This window comes from Gordonia sp. IEGM753, assembly GCF_050321825.1.
In the GTDB taxonomy this organism is placed as follows: Bacteria; Pseudomonadota; Gammaproteobacteria; order Pseudomonadales; family Pseudomonadaceae; genus Aquipseudomonas.
The window spans coordinates 315,431-328,696 of record NZ_JBNQGB010000002.1; the positions used below are offsets into that span (position 1 = coordinate 315,431).

Genomic DNA, 13,266 nt, shown 5'->3' on the forward strand with positions numbered 1-13,266 from the left:
GGCCATTTATTTGTGTTGTCAGGCAACCGGAGCGGGAGGCGGCTCATCCGGCAAGGTTGGCACGCCAGGCTCCTCAGGTTGCTCATTTGGGGTGTCTGGATCAGGCTGACCGGGGATGCCGCCCGCCATATTGATTGGCGGATGCGCCAACAAGGACCAGGCCAAAACGCCAACCTGATTGGGCTCAAGCCTGGCCAGTTCGGCACTTATTCGCGGATCGATCTTCATAGAGCACTCCTGAGCAATGGCCCGGGTCGCTGTGCGCTAACCGGGCAGTACACCCAATAGAGTGTCTAGATGCTGAAGAATTCCCACCATCCGGCAGATGGTTGAATCAGGTGCGCGGCAACGTCACGCCGCGTTGGCCCTGATACTTGCCACCACGATCCTTATAGGAGACTTCGCACTCTTCGTCGGATTCGAAGAACAACATCTGCGCGACGCCTTCGTTGGCGTAGATTTTCGCCGGCAGTGTGGTGGTGTTGGAGAACTCCAGGGTCACATGACCTTCCCACTCAGGCTCAAGCGGCGTCACGTTGACGATAATGCCGCAACGGGCGTAAGTGCTTTTACCCAGGCAAATGGTGAGCACGTTACGAGGGATACGGAAGAACTCGACGGTGCGCGCCAGGGCAAAGGAGTTAGGCGGGATGATGCAGACGTCGCTCTTGACGTCGACAAAGCTCTTCTCGTCGAAGTTCTTCGGATCAACGGTCGCCGAGTTGATGTTGGTGAACACTTTGAATTCGTCGGCGCAGCGCACGTCGTAGCCGTAGCTCGACACACCGTAGGAAATCACCCGGTCGGCGCCTTCGCCGCGCATCTGGCGCTCGACGAAGGGTTCGATCATGCCGTGCTCTTGCGCCATGCGGCGAATCCACTTGTCCGATTTGATGCTCATGGCGGGTGTCCTGAATAGCGAGGTGGAAAAATTCTGTCCGGCATCTTACCGGGGCGCGCCGCCGGGTTCAAAGTCCGAGGCACAATTCTCGCCGATCCCCCGTAAATTCCGGGCCTTGACGGCAATATGCAGCACCGTCAGTCATGAAATCAGAGAAACCTTCGCAAGAAGCATTGGCACGTTCCGGAAAAAGGGTTAAGGTGGCGCCACTGTGCTGCTTGTGTCACTGAGAATCTCTACACGATATGTTGAATTTCGATCCAACCATCTACAAGAATTTTTCCTGCTCTTTGCACTCAGTCTCGGCCAGGGTTCTTCCTGTGTCGCAGTTATCTTTGTTCAAGGAGTTACACCATGTCTAATCGCCAAACCGGTACCGTTAAGTGGTTCAACGATGAAAAAGGCTTCGGCTTCATCACTCCACAATCCGGTGACGACCTGTTCGTTCACTTCAAAGCTATCCAATCCGACGGCTTCAAAAGCCTGAAAGAAGGCCAACAGGTTTCTTTCATCGCTACCCGCGGTCAGAAAGGCATGCAAGCTGAAGAAGTTCAAGTTATCTAACTTGTACTTGCTTTAGTAAAAAGCCCCGCCCTTAAAAGTGGGGCTTTTTTGTGCCTGAGTGTTTTACAGCATTTCAGGCAAAAAAAATCGCAGCCAATGGCTGCGATTTTTTTATGCGTGTTACCAAGCCACGCCAAACCCTGCCGTGTATCGAGTCTTGGTAAGGTCCGCTTCGTCACTTCCGCTGATGATGTCCCTCTCCGCTTTCAGGTTCAGCGATGCCCAATCGGTGACCTTGTAGCGCAAGCCAATTTCAGCATCCAGCGCGTAATCCGCTACGCCCGACAACGGCTTGCCGACCTCGCCATTGGTAAACAGCTCTACCTTCTTGCCGATCAAATAACGGTTGTAGTCCCACTTCATTGCCAGGGAATAGAAGTTCTCTTTGCCGCCGTCCGAGTATTCATAATCAGTACGGTTGACCAGCGAGCCCAGGGAGAATGCACCCAATTCGTCATCCCAGAACTGGTAGCCCGGGCCGGTACCAACCGTGCGCTGACGAGAAAGGTCCTCGACATGATCACGCTTGTAGACCGCCCGCCCCTGCCAGAACCATTTTTCCGTCAGGAAGCGATCAAGCGAATACTCGGCACGCCAGTTGTTGGTGGTTACAACGTCATCTTGAAACTCGCGGTTATATTCGCCTTCTGCCGTGTGACGCCATTTACCATGACGGGCAGTGGTCTTGAAGTCGATGTCATAGTCATCGGTGTCCTTCTCGGCGCGCTGATAGTCGAGCGCCATGTCAACATTGCCTTTCCATACCAGATCCTCAACCACAGGCTTAGGTTTGAGAATCTGCTGAATACTGGCCAACTCTACCGTTTTGGGCGCCTCACCATTCGCCAGCGTGACCTTACCGTCCTCTGCCGCGTGCAATGACTTGGCCTTTTCGCCGGTATAGGCGTCCTGTTTAACCAATAGCTCCTGATCACTTTCCAGTGTTTTCACCTGCTTCCAGTCGATCGGAATTGCACCGGCGTACGCAGTCTGGATTACCAACTTACCGCCATCGAATACGGATATTTTGCCGCTCAATTTGTCACCGTTTTTCAACCAGACGGTGTCGGCAAATGCGGGAGTGGAGGCACTGAAGACAGCAAGGCACAGCAAGGTTCTGGAAACCATAAGCAAATACGGGCTCAAGTTTGCGAAAAAAAGTCGGTTTTATCCGTAGGAATAAGACCCTAGCAACGACTGACCCGACTATTTCTATTGAGTTCATTTCTCAACTGACGATCCTGGACTTACTCTATGGGCGATGATGCCCCACTCATTCAGGAACTGCGGACGTGACAGACCCGACCACCGAAACAGAAAGCCCGGCGCAAATCCGACGCACGGCGCTCTATCTGACGCTGGCACAAGTACCCGAAGGTAAGGTGGTGAGCTATGGCCAACTTGCCGAACTCGCAGGGCTGGGCCGCGCCGCGCGCTATGTCGGGCGAACGCTGAGCCAATTGCCCGCAGACACCAAGTTGCCATGGCATCGCGTGCTGGGCGCCGGAGGACGAATCAGCCTGCCCGTGGGTAGCGTTTCAGGTGATGAACAACGTGCGAGATTGCGCGAAGAAGGGATCAGTGTCCTGAATAATCGTGTTGATATTCAGCGCCATGGCTGGCGCCCGGTAGAGCACAGCGGTTAGAGTGCGCGCTTTGTTTCCGTAATTCTTGAGGCAGACTCCAGCCCATGCCCCGTAAAACCTGGCGCGCCGCGCTCGCCGCCTATGCCAGCCCCTCGACGCTCGTGTTGTTGTTGCTTGGTTTCGCCGCCGGCTTGCCCTACATGCTGGTATTTTCGACGCTATCGGTCTGGCTACGCGAGGCCGGTGTCGCTCGCGAAACGATCGGCTATGCAAGCCTTATCGGTCTGGCCTACGCCTTTAAATGGGTTTGGTCACCGCTACTCGATCAATGGCGCCTGCCAATACTGGGCAAACTCGGTCGCCGCCGATCCTGGCTCGTGCTTTCCCAATCGCTGGTCATTCTCGGCCTGATCGGGATGGGTTTTTGCGACCCGCAAAAGCATTTGTCCTGGCTGATCGCCATCGCCGTAGTCGTTGCCTTCGCTTCCGCAACGCAAGACATTGCCGTCGACGCCTATCGCCTGGAAATTGCTGAAGACAGTCGCCAGGCTGCACTCGCTGCCAGCTATATGTCCGGCTATCGAATCGCGGCACTGCTGGCCACTGCCGGCGCGCTGTTCTTTGCCGAAGGCTTCGGCTCCACCGGGTTCAACTATCAGCATTCGGCCTGGGCCGGCACCTACGCACTGTTCGGCGCCCTGATGATTCCGGCATTGCTGACCACCCTCTTCATGCGTGAACCGCCAGTGCCCTTGCGCACGCAACTCCAGGCCGGACGCTACAGTTTTGTGCATCAGCTGATGTCAGTGTTCGTACTGATCGTGCTGCTGGTGTCGGTACCCGCCATGTTCACTCAGCTCTACAACACCGACTTCGCCAGCGTGCTGTTCGAAGGCGTGAGCATGCTCGACCTGCTGCTGGAAGACCGCGCGTTCCTGCGCGCGATTCTGTACACCACGCTGACCGTTATCTGTTTGTCGGCCGTAGGACGTCGCGGGCTCGCGCCGGTCCTCACCCCCATCAACGACTTCATTTTGCGTTACCGCTGGCAAGCCTTCCTGTTGCTCGGGTTGATTGCAACGTATCGAATGTCGGACACGGTCATGGGCGTAATGGCCAACGTGTTCTATATCGACCAAGGCTTCACCAAAGACCAAATCGCCAGCGTCAGCAAAATTTTCGGCCTGATCATGACCCTCGTGGGCGCCGGCATGGGTGGCCTGCTGATCGTGCGCTTCGGCATTTTACCGATCCTGTTCATCGGCGGCGTCGCCTCGGCTGCGACCAACCTGCTGTTTCTGATGCTCGCCGACATGGGGGCGAATCTGCAGATGCTGATCGTCACCATTTCACTGGACAACTTCAGTTCAGGACTGGCAACCTCGGCGTTCGTGGCTTATCTGTCGAGCCTGACCAACCTCAAGTTTTCCGCGACGCAATACGCGCTGCTCAGCTCGATCATGCTCTTGTTGCCCCGCCTCATCGGCGGCTATTCGGGTGTGATGGTGGAAAAATACGGTTACCACAACTTCTTCCTGATCACCGCTCTGCTGGGTGTTCCGACCCTGCTGCTGATCGCCTTGCACTGGTTCCAGGAGAGCAAGCGTGCAGGTCCGAAGCCAACACCGGAACCGACCCCCACGCAAATCGTCGAAGAATCGTAGCTTCTTCAGACAGGAAACTCCCGGAGGGCACGCAGTTAGCGCCCTCCTGCCACACCACTGACCGCACGCCTGTACGCCAGCGGATCTCGCCCGTACAATGCTCCGTCATTTCTCGTCATCAGCAACCGACAACGGCCAACCATGCGCACCAGTCAATTTTTGCTCGCCACACAGAAAGAAACGCCTTCCGACGCGGTCGTTATCAGCCATCAGCTGATGCTGCGCGCCGGCATGATCCGTAAACTCGCCTCGGGCCTGTACACCTGGCTGCCCATGGGCTTGCGGGTTATGCGCAAGGTCGAAGCCATCGTTCGTGAAGAAATGAACGCGGCCGGCTCTCTTGAAGTGTTGATGCCGAGCACCCAACCGGCTGAGCTATGGCAGGAATCGGGCCGCTGGGAAGAGTACGGCCCGGAATTGCTGCGCTTCAAGGATCGTCACGGTCGCGATTTCTGCGCCGGCCCGACTCATGAAGAAGTGATTACCGACCTGATGCGTAACGAGTTGAGCAGCTACAAACAGCTGCCGATCAACCTGTATCAAATTCAGACCAAGTTCCGTGACGAAATCCGTCCACGCTTCGGTTTGATGCGCGGTCGCGAGTTCATCATGAAGGACGCTTACTCGTTCCATGCTGACCAGCCTTCGCTGCAGATCACTTACGACCGCATGCACCAGGCTTACACCAATGTATTCACTCGTCTGGGCCTGAAGTTCCGCGCGGTTGAAGCGGACAACGGCTCGATCGGTGGCGCTGGCTCCCACGAGTTCCACGTATTGGCCGAATCCGGCGAAGACGATATCGTCTTCAGCAACGGTTCCGACTATGCAGCGAACATCGAAAAAGCCGAAGCCGTGCCACGCGAAGCATCGCGTCCTGCGCCAAGTGAAGAGCTGCGCCTGGTGGACACACCAGAAACCAAGACCATTGCCGCCCTTGTGGAGAAATTCAATCTGCCGATTGAAAAGACCATCAAGACGCTGATCGTGCACGCTGAAGAAGCAGGCAAACTGATCGCGCTGGTCATCCGTGGCGACCATGAGCTCAACGAAATCAAGGCTTCCCAGCAGCCTGGCGTTGCCAGCCCATTGGTCATGGCCAGTGACGCCGAACTGCGCGACGCCATCGGTGCCGGCGCAGGTTCGCTTGGCCCGCTGAACTTGCCACTGCCGATCATCATCGACCGTTCCGTCGAGTTGATGAGCGACTTTGGCATCGGTGCCAACATCGACGACAAACACTACTTCGGCGTGAACTGGGAACGTGACCTGCCGGTTCCGACCGTTGCCGATTTGCGAAACGTGGTGGCCGGCGACCCGAGCCCGGATGGCAAAGGCACGCTTGAAATCAAACGCGGTATCGAAGTCGGGCACATCTTCCAGCTGGGCAACAAGTACAGCAAAGCGATGAAGTGCGAAGTGCTGGGCGAGAACGGTAAGCCGGTAACCCTGGAAATGGGCTGCTACGGTATCGGCGTTTCCCGCGTGGTGGCTGCAGCCATCGAGCAGGGCAACGACGCCAACGGGATTATCTGGAGCGACACCCTCGCGCCATTCCAGGTTGCGCTGGTGCCACTGCGTTACGAAACCGAGCAGGTTCGCGAAGCCACCGACACGTTGTACGCAGAATTGACTGCGGCCGGTTTCGAAGTGCTGCTGGACGATCGCGACAAGAAAACCAGCCCAGGCATCAAGTTTGCGGACATGGAACTGATCGGCATTCCTCACCGGATCGTGGTCAGTGACCGCGGCCTCGCCGAAGGTAACCTGGAATACAAGAGCCGCACCGAACCCGAAGCGCAAGCGCTGCCGGTGGCTGACGTGCTGTCGTTCCTCCAGGCCCGTATCCGCCGCTGACACCAGATAGAGAAGTCATGTTCAAGCGAAACACCTTAGGCCTCGGTGGTGCTGCCCTGTGCAGCACCCTGCTGGTCAGCGGCTGCGCCAATCAAATGTCGCAACGCAGCGAGCACGAGGAACGTGTCGAGCGCAAGTTGCTCGATCACAGCCTGCAAATCGATGTCGGCGAACCCAAGGTTTTGGAATTGCCGCAACGCCGGGTGAAGATCCTCGAGCAGAAGACATTCGAAGTTACCGAATTCGAAGTCACGCGCCACTATGATCGCTATACGCCTTACCAACCCTGGCGGGAGGCTTACGAGATTCCGCTGGGTGCGGTCGCGATTGTGGCGGGCGTCGGGGCCAACGTGGTTAACGTGTTTGCGCTCGGCAACTTGCCAGACAGCGTGACCAAAGACTGGCTTAGCTATGGTTTTGCGGGGATCAACCCGTTCATGAACGTGCAATCGCACGGTCGTGCGCAGCAGAACCTGGCGGGCATCGACGAAATCCAGCGCGACAAGCGCATGGAATACTCAAGCCTGCCGTGGAGCGAGCGCCCGGTTGAGGTCAAGGCCGGCAATCAGACGTTCGAAATGAGTACCGACAAAAACGGTATCTTGCGCCTGAACCTGCTGGACAGCCCGTTCTCTGAACATGACATCAATCATCTGAGCAAGCTGCAGATCAGTGTCGAAGATACCCAGGATGATGTGCACACCGATTCTTCCCTGGCCATCAGCAGCCAGCTACGCGGCAAGCTGCTTGAAGCTCACGAACTGATTTACGAAGACCTCGAAGACGACGAAGTGAGCCAGTGGGTGCACCGGGTCAAGCGTCTATCGGAACTGGGCATGGAAGAAGAAGCAAGCGAGCTGGAACAGAGCTTGATTGAACTGACTCGTAATGACCCGGAACTGCAGACCGAATTCCTCAAGTCACTGACTAAGGACGCCGGGCGACTGGTAGCGGATCCAGGACCAAACTAAGGCTTAAAGCATCGCGAGTTCGCTCGCGATGAGGCCGCTCCATTCATTACTGAACTACCGCTCGAACAACTCCATCTGCTCAAACCCTCCTCGCAAGTCCTCCAGCCGAACGCCGACACCCAGCAACCGTACCGGTTTACCACCGCGATTGAACGCCTGGGTCAGCAACAACTGATAACTCCCCAAGTCCCGCCCCGCTCCGGCCTGTTCCAGCGTGGTTTGGGTGAAGTCGTGGAATTTCACTTTGACGAACGGCTTGCCGGGCCGATAGCTGCTGTCGATTCTCGCCATGCGATTACTCAGTGTCTCGAGCAGCTCAGGCAATTTGTCCAGGCAGCTCACCAAGTCTGGCAGATCAACGTCGTAGGTGTTTTCGACACTGATCGACTGCCGACGGCTGTCGTTATGCACCAACCGATCATCAATCCCACGCGCAAGGCTCCAGAGTCGCTCACCGAAGCTGCCAAATTCGCGCACCAGGGCCAACTTGTCCCACTCGCGCAAGTGCGAGCAATCGACAATGCCGAGCCTGCCCAGCTTATCGGCCGTCACTTTGCCTACGCCATGCAGCTTGCTGACGGGCAAACCGCTGACAAAGTCCTCGACCTGATCCGGTGTGATCACGAACAAACCATTCGGCTTCTTCCAGTCACTGGCGATCTTTGCCAGAAACTTGTTCGGCGCCACGCCAGCCGAAACAGTGATGTGCAGCTGATTAGAGACTCGCCGGCGAATGTCCTGGGCAATACGCGTCGCGCTACCGCCAAAATGCGCGCAGTCCGACACATCAAGGTAAGCCTCGTCGAGAGACAGCGGCTCGATCAACTCGGTGTAATCGCGAAAAATCGTCTGAATTTCTTTGGACGCTTCTCTATAAGCATCCATGCGCGGTTTGACGATGGTCAGGTCCGGGCACAGTTTTAGCGCATGCCCGGAAGACATCGCCGAGCGCACCCCATAAGCCCGAGCTTCATAATTACAGGTGGCAATCACCCCGCGACGATCCGCAGAACCCCCTACCGCCAACGGCTTACCAGCCAGGCGCGGGTCGTCCCGCATCTCGATGGCAGCGTAGAAACAGTCGCAATCGACGTGGATGATTTTTCGCTGCGTCATATAAAAGCAGTGTTCATGGCGGTGAAATCGAGTGTTTGCGGGTCAGGACGGCATTGTCTCACTGACACCTGTATATAGCACCAGTAGTCTGAATGTTCTTCCAAGAGCGTAGGAAAAGTCGAGCATGAATTCATTTTATCAATCGACACAAGCATCCCAATAGAGCTGAAAGCCTTGCCACACAAGCGTCTCAGGCCAGCCGCCCTGGTTGTTTCGACCCTAAGCGATTGAACAGGAAAGGGTTTTCCTTAAAATGAAGGTTGACACACCTGCGATCCTCTGTAGAATGCCGACACACAGACGCGGGATGGAGCAGTCTGGTAGCTCGTCGGGCTCATAACCCGAAGGTCGTCGGTTCAAATCCGGCTCCCGCAACCAAACATCAAAAAAGGCTGCTCGAAAGAGTGGCCTTTTTTGTATCTGAAGAAAAAGTCCTTTCGCAACAATGATCTGTCAATCTGTGGTGAACCTATTGGGTTCACCAGGCTGCTCAGTTCAGACTATGCTGAGTTCCAGGCAACACCCTTCAGGGCTCATGACATGCGGTCGCCCCTACCCGGCGAGAAGCGTTAATATTCGCGATTATTTTTTTCTACAGGGATTGGTAACTTGGCTGGATACCTCCATCCTGTCGCGCACAATCCAAGAGGTGATTGATGCGCGCCAACTCGTCTGATTCACAAGACACCGTCACTGCGGCACATCCGATCAAAGCCGAGCGTCTTCGCTTGCTTGATCTGATCAGCAAGTACCGTCAGCCCATTGGCCTGGCGGTTACCCTGCTGTTGTTCGCTATCGCGCTGATTGCCTGCCGTCATCTATTGAGCGAGCTCGACCTGTACGCGCTGCACGACTCTATCCTGGATGTGCCGAAACCAGCACTGATGGGCGCGCTGGGTGCAACAGTGGTCGGCTTCATCATTCTGCTCGGTTACGAATGGTCGGCCAGCCGCTACGCAGGCGTCACATTGGCACCGAGAGTTCTGGCCCTCGGTGGCTTCACCGCCTTCGCAATCGGCAATGCGATTGGCCTCTCGATGCTGTCGGGTGGCTCGGTTCGCTACCGTCTATATGCGCGTCATGGTCTTGGGGCTTCGGAAGTCGCTCACATGACGCTGTTCGCCAGCCTCTCGCTTGGCTGCGCGTTGCCACCGCTGGCCGCACTGGCAACCCTCAGCAACTTGCCAGCCGCATCCGCTGCATTGGGTTTGTCCGAAACTTTATTGGCCACCATTGCCGGCGCCGTATTGTTGCTCTTCAGCGTATTGGCTATCGGCATTTACCGCCGCCGCCTGCCGGAACAACCGTACGCGGATAACTTGCTGGTTCGGGTTGGGCGCCGCACATTACGCCTGCCGGGCCGCCGTCTGACCTTTTTGCAACTGATCATCACCGCTCTGGACGTCGCCGCCGCGGCGACCGTGCTTTATCTGTTGTTGCCTGAAGCACCACCGTTCGGCGCATTCCTGCTGGTGTACCTGCTGGCGCTGGCGGCGGGGGTGCTCAGCCATGTTCCCGGCGGTGTCGGAGTGTTCGAGGCGATCCTCCTCGCCGCATTCGCCGACCAACTCGGTGCTGCACCGTTAGCGGCTGCGTTGTTGCTGTACCGTTTGATCTACGTGGTCCTGCCTTTACTGGTGGCCTGCGTATTCTTGCTGATCAACGAAGGCCAGCGCCTGTTTCAATCGCGCCAGTCGCTGAGAGTCGCTTCCGGCCTGGCCGCGCCGATTCTGGCGGTGTTGGTATTCCTCTCCGGTGTGGTGCTGCTGTTCTCCGGCGCGACACCGGAAATCGATACCCGCCTGGAACACATCGGCTTTCTCATTCCCCATCGACTGGTAGACGCCTCGCACTTCGGTGCCAGCCTGATTGGCGTACTTTGCCTGCTGTTGGCCCAGGGCCTGCGCAGGCGCCTGTCGGCCGCGTGGATGCTGACCACCATTCTGCTGCTGGTCGGCGCCCTGCTCTCGTTGCTCAAGGGTTTCGATTGGGAAGAAGCCTCTCTGATGACGCTGACCGCGAGCCTGCTGGGGGTTTTCCGCCGCTCGTTCTATCGCGCCAGCCGCCTGACGGAACTGCCTTTCTCGCCGCTGTACCTGGTGGCCAGCCTTTGCGTTCTCGGAGCATCCATCTGGCTGCTGCTGTTCGCCTATCAAGACGTTCCGTACAGCCATCAACTGTGGTGGCAATTCACACTCGATGCGGATGCCCCACGCGGTTTGCGCTCGTTGCTCGGTGCGGCGGTATTGCTGGTGGTGGTTTCACTGACCTGGCTGCTGCGGACCGCACGCCCGGTCATTCACTTGCCTACGCCCGATGAGCTGGAGCGTGCAGTAAAAATTCTCATGGCCTCCTCCCAACCGGATGGTGGCCTGGCATTGACCGGTGACAAGGCGTTGCTGTTTCACCCTAATGATGAGGCGTTCTTGATGTACGCGCGCCGTGGCCGCAGCCTGGTGGCGCTGTACGACCCCATCGGCCCGACCCAGCAACGCGCCGAAATGATTTGGCAATTCCGCGACCTGTGCGACATCCATCACGCTCGCCCCGTGTTCTATCAGGTTCGCGCAGAGAACCTGCCGTACTACATGGACATCGGCCTGACCGCGATCAAACTTGGCGAAGAAGCCAGGGTCGATCTGCATCGCTTTGATCTCGAAGCCAAAGGCAAAGAGATGAAAGACCTGCGCTACACCTGGAACCGAGGCACCCGTGACGGTCTGTCGCTGGAGATCCATGAGCCTGGACAAGCGCCGATGGATGAGCTGAAAGTCATTTCCGATGCGTGGCTGACCGGCAAGAATGTGCGCGAGAAAGGTTTCTCACTCGGCCGCTTCAGCGATGACTACCTCAAGCACTTCCGTGTTGCCGTGATTCGCTTCGAAGGACGTCCGGTTGCGTTCGCCAACTTGCTCGAAACCTATGGCCATGACCTGGCCAGCCTCGACCTGATGCGCTCGCACCCGGATGCCCCCAAACTGACCATGGAATATATGATGGTCGGCCTGATTCAACATTATAAAAATCATGGATACGCGCGCTTCAGCCTGGGCATGGTGCCGCTGTCGGGATTGCAACCCCGTCGTGGCGCACCACTGACACAGCGCTTGGGCTCGATGGTTTTCCGCCGTGGTGAGCAACTCTACAACTTCCAAGGCTTGCGCCGCTTCAAAGACAAATTCCAGCCTGACTGGGAACCCCGTTATATGGCCGTGCCCGCCGGACTCGATCCGCTGGTTGCCCTGGCCGATACTGCTGCCCTGATTGCGGGCGGCTTGACTGGATTGGTGAAACGCTGATGATTCAACGCTCCTTGCGGTACGTACTGGCCACTCTGGTAGTGCTGGCCCTGATTCTCGGTGGCGGTTACTGGTACCTGAAACGCCCGGCACCAGAACCGACCCTCGAACTCTTGAAGCCGGCCGATGGCACCGTGATGACTCGCGTCATTCCCGGTAACAAGCCGCGCGCTCAGGTGCTTGTGGCGGTCAATGACGACCAGAAGCTCAGCGACCAACAGCTGATGACCCTGAGCCGCTCTGGCGCGGCGCAGATCGTTCAGGTGATCTTGCCTAAAGAATGCCTGTTGCAACGTCGCGCCTTGCAAACGGCCATGCGAGAACTCAACGGCCCGCCGACCCTGGTCAGCGGTATCGGCCCTGGCGCCGTGCTGGCTTGGCGCTGGTTGTCCGAGCAGAAGGACGACAAGGCCCAAGCCGTTTCGGTAGACCTGGCCCTGGAAAAACCCGGCTGCACGGATCTGCTGCCAAAAAGTGCCGCTCACGGTCACTGGCTGGTGGCATGGAACGACAACCCGGACGACGCCAGCGCAGGTTTTGTGCGCGACCAGCCGAATGCCGAAACCAGCATCAGCGACTACGACATCAATCTGCCGCAGGTGCTGAACAACGAACTTCGCAAAATCCTCGTGGGTGGCGACAAGGCCGCCGGTGGCCTGCAAATCCCGGTGGTTGAAGTGCCTGCTGGTCAAGCCAAGGACACCGTCACTCTGTTTCTTTCCGGTGATGGCGGCTGGCGCGACCTGGACCGCGACGTGGCCGGCGAAATGGCAAAGATCGGCTACCCGGTGGTTGGCATCGACACGTTGCGTTATTACTGGCAGCACAAAAGTCCTGAGCAAAGTGCTCTGGACCTGGCCGAGCTGATGCAGCACTACCGTCAGAAGTGGGGCACCAAGCGCTTCATCCTGACTGGCTACTCATTTGGTGCCGACGTATTGCCAGCCATCTACAACCGCCTCGCAGAGTCGGAGCAGCAACGGGTAGACGCCATCATTCTGCTGGCCTTTGCTCGTACCGGCAGCTTCGAAATCGAAGTCGAAGGCTGGCTCGGCAACGCCGGCAAAGAAGCTGCCACCGGCCCGGAAATGGCCAAGCTGCCACCCGAAAAAGTGGTGTGCATCTATGGTGAAGAAGAAGTCGACGAGAGCGGCTGCACCGACAAAACCGCCGTGGGCGAAGCCATAAAGTTGCCTGGCGGCCACCACTTCGACGAGAACTACCCTGCCCTCGCACAGCGTTTGGTAGACATCATCGTCAAGCGCCAGCCAAAGGATGAGGCGACAGCCGCGGAATAAGCTGAGACGC

Annotated in this window: 10 protein-coding genes, 1 tRNA gene and 1 pseudogene; 8 read left to right on the top strand and 4 right to left on the bottom strand. The window is 57.3% G+C overall.

Going from position 1 to position 13,266, the window contains the following annotated elements; translation table 11 throughout:
* Nucleotides 1-18: 18 nt before the first annotated feature.
* A complete protein-coding gene (locus tag ACQR3R_RS14360) occupies nt 19-228 on the bottom strand; it encodes a hypothetical protein (protein ID WP_428272961.1) in 210 nt (69 codons plus the stop codon).
* 106 nt (nt 229-334) lie between these two features.
* Nucleotides 335-901, bottom strand: a complete 567-nt coding sequence (dcd, locus tag ACQR3R_RS14365; RefSeq protein ID WP_074874089.1) for a dCTP deaminase — start codon at nt 899-901, stop codon at nt 335-337.
* Nucleotides 902-1,255: 354 nt separating this feature from the next.
* Between dcd and ACQR3R_RS14370 the strand changes: the two genes are divergently transcribed.
* On the top strand, nt 1,256-1,465 hold the full coding sequence (locus tag ACQR3R_RS14370) for a cold-shock protein (RefSeq protein ID WP_002554837.1): 210 nt from the start codon (nt 1,256-1,258) through the stop codon (nt 1,463-1,465).
* 120 nt (nt 1,466-1,585) lie between these two features.
* On the opposite strand, the gene ACQR3R_RS14375 is transcribed toward ACQR3R_RS14370, so the two are convergent.
* Nucleotides 1,586-2,593 (bottom strand): DUF481 domain-containing protein, encoded by a 1,008-nt coding sequence (locus tag ACQR3R_RS14375; protein ID WP_428272962.1) that lies wholly within the window; start codon nt 2,591-2,593, stop codon nt 1,586-1,588.
* A 164-nt stretch (nt 2,594-2,757) separates the two neighbouring features.
* On the opposite strand from ACQR3R_RS14375, the gene ACQR3R_RS14380 reads away from it, so the two are divergent.
* The 4 genes and pseudogenes from ACQR3R_RS14380 (at nt 2,758) to ACQR3R_RS14395 (ending at nt 7,543) form a co-directional block, all read left to right on the top strand.
* Nucleotides 2,758-3,111 (top strand): MGMT family protein, encoded by a 354-nt coding sequence (locus ACQR3R_RS14380; RefSeq protein WP_428272963.1) that lies wholly within the window; start codon nt 2,758-2,760, stop codon nt 3,109-3,111.
* Between the two features lie 92 nt (nt 3,112-3,203).
* A pseudogene (locus ACQR3R_RS14385) lies at nt 3,204-4,715 on the top strand (AmpG family muropeptide MFS transporter); the annotation flags it as partial.
* A 141-nt stretch (nt 4,716-4,856) separates the two neighbouring features.
* Nucleotides 4,857-6,572 carry a proline--tRNA ligase gene (locus tag ACQR3R_RS14390; protein WP_428272964.1) on the top strand — a complete coding sequence of 572 codons (1,716 nt, stop codon included), beginning with the start codon at nt 4,857-4,859 and terminating at the stop codon, nt 6,570-6,572.
* A gap of 17 nt (nt 6,573-6,589) precedes the next feature.
* On the top strand, nt 6,590-7,543 hold the full coding sequence (locus ACQR3R_RS14395; protein ID WP_428272965.1) for a hypothetical protein: 954 nt from the start codon (nt 6,590-6,592) through the stop codon (nt 7,541-7,543).
* A 54-nt stretch (nt 7,544-7,597) separates the two neighbouring features.
* On the opposite strand, the gene dinB is transcribed toward ACQR3R_RS14395, so the two are convergent.
* Nucleotides 7,598-8,659 carry a DNA polymerase IV gene (gene dinB, locus ACQR3R_RS14400; protein WP_428272966.1) on the bottom strand — a complete coding sequence of 354 codons (1,062 nt, stop codon included), beginning with the start codon at nt 8,657-8,659 and terminating at the stop codon, nt 7,598-7,600.
* A gap of 301 nt (nt 8,660-8,960) precedes the next feature.
* On the opposite strand from dinB, the gene ACQR3R_RS14405 reads away from it, so the two are divergent.
* From ACQR3R_RS14405 to ACQR3R_RS14415, 3 genes are all read left to right on the top strand, one after another.
* Nucleotides 8,961-9,037, top strand: a tRNA-Met gene (locus ACQR3R_RS14405).
* A 278-nt stretch (nt 9,038-9,315) separates the two neighbouring features.
* The gene (mprF, locus tag ACQR3R_RS14410; protein ID WP_428272967.1) at nt 9,316-11,958 is read left to right on the top strand and encodes a bifunctional lysylphosphatidylglycerol flippase/synthetase MprF; all 2,643 of its coding nucleotides are present in this window, start codon (nt 9,316-9,318) and stop codon (nt 11,956-11,958) included.
* On the top strand, nt 11,958-13,256 hold the full coding sequence (locus tag ACQR3R_RS14415) for an AcvB/VirJ family lysyl-phosphatidylglycerol hydrolase (RefSeq protein WP_428272968.1): 1,299 nt from the start codon (nt 11,958-11,960) through the stop codon (nt 13,254-13,256). Before mprF ends, ACQR3R_RS14415 begins: the two co-directional genes overlap by 1 nt.
* Nucleotides 13,257-13,266: the final 10 nt, after the last annotated feature.

Excerpts from the sequence above, each read along its gene's own strand:
- ACQR3R_RS14390 (WP_428272964.1), top strand. The coding sequence starts at position 4,857 with ATGCGCACCAGTCAATTTTTGCTCGCCACACAGAAAGAAACGCCTTCC.
- ACQR3R_RS14370 (WP_002554837.1), top strand. The coding sequence starts at position 1,256 with ATGTCTAATCGCCAAACCGGTACCGTTAAGTGGTTCAACGATGAAAAA.
- mprF (WP_428272967.1), top strand. The coding sequence starts at position 9,316 with ATGCGCGCCAACTCGTCTGATTCACAAGACACCGTCACTGCGGCACAT.
- ACQR3R_RS14395 (WP_428272965.1), top strand. The coding sequence starts at position 6,590 with ATGTTCAAGCGAAACACCTTAGGCCTCGGTGGTGCTGCCCTGTGCAGC.
- dcd (WP_074874089.1), bottom strand. The coding sequence starts at position 901 with ATGAGCATCAAATCGGACAAGTGGATTCGCCGCATGGCGCAAGAGCAC.
- dinB (WP_428272966.1), bottom strand. The coding sequence starts at position 8,659 with ATGACGCAGCGAAAAATCATCCACGTCGATTGCGACTGTTTCTACGCT.
- ACQR3R_RS14360 (WP_428272961.1), bottom strand. The coding sequence starts at position 228 with ATGAAGATCGATCCGCGAATAAGTGCCGAACTGGCCAGGCTTGAGCCC.
- ACQR3R_RS14375 (WP_428272962.1), bottom strand. The coding sequence starts at position 2,593 with ATGGTTTCCAGAACCTTGCTGTGCCTTGCTGTCTTCAGTGCCTCCACT.
- ACQR3R_RS14415 (WP_428272968.1), top strand. The coding sequence starts at position 11,958 with ATGATTCAACGCTCCTTGCGGTACGTACTGGCCACTCTGGTAGTGCTG.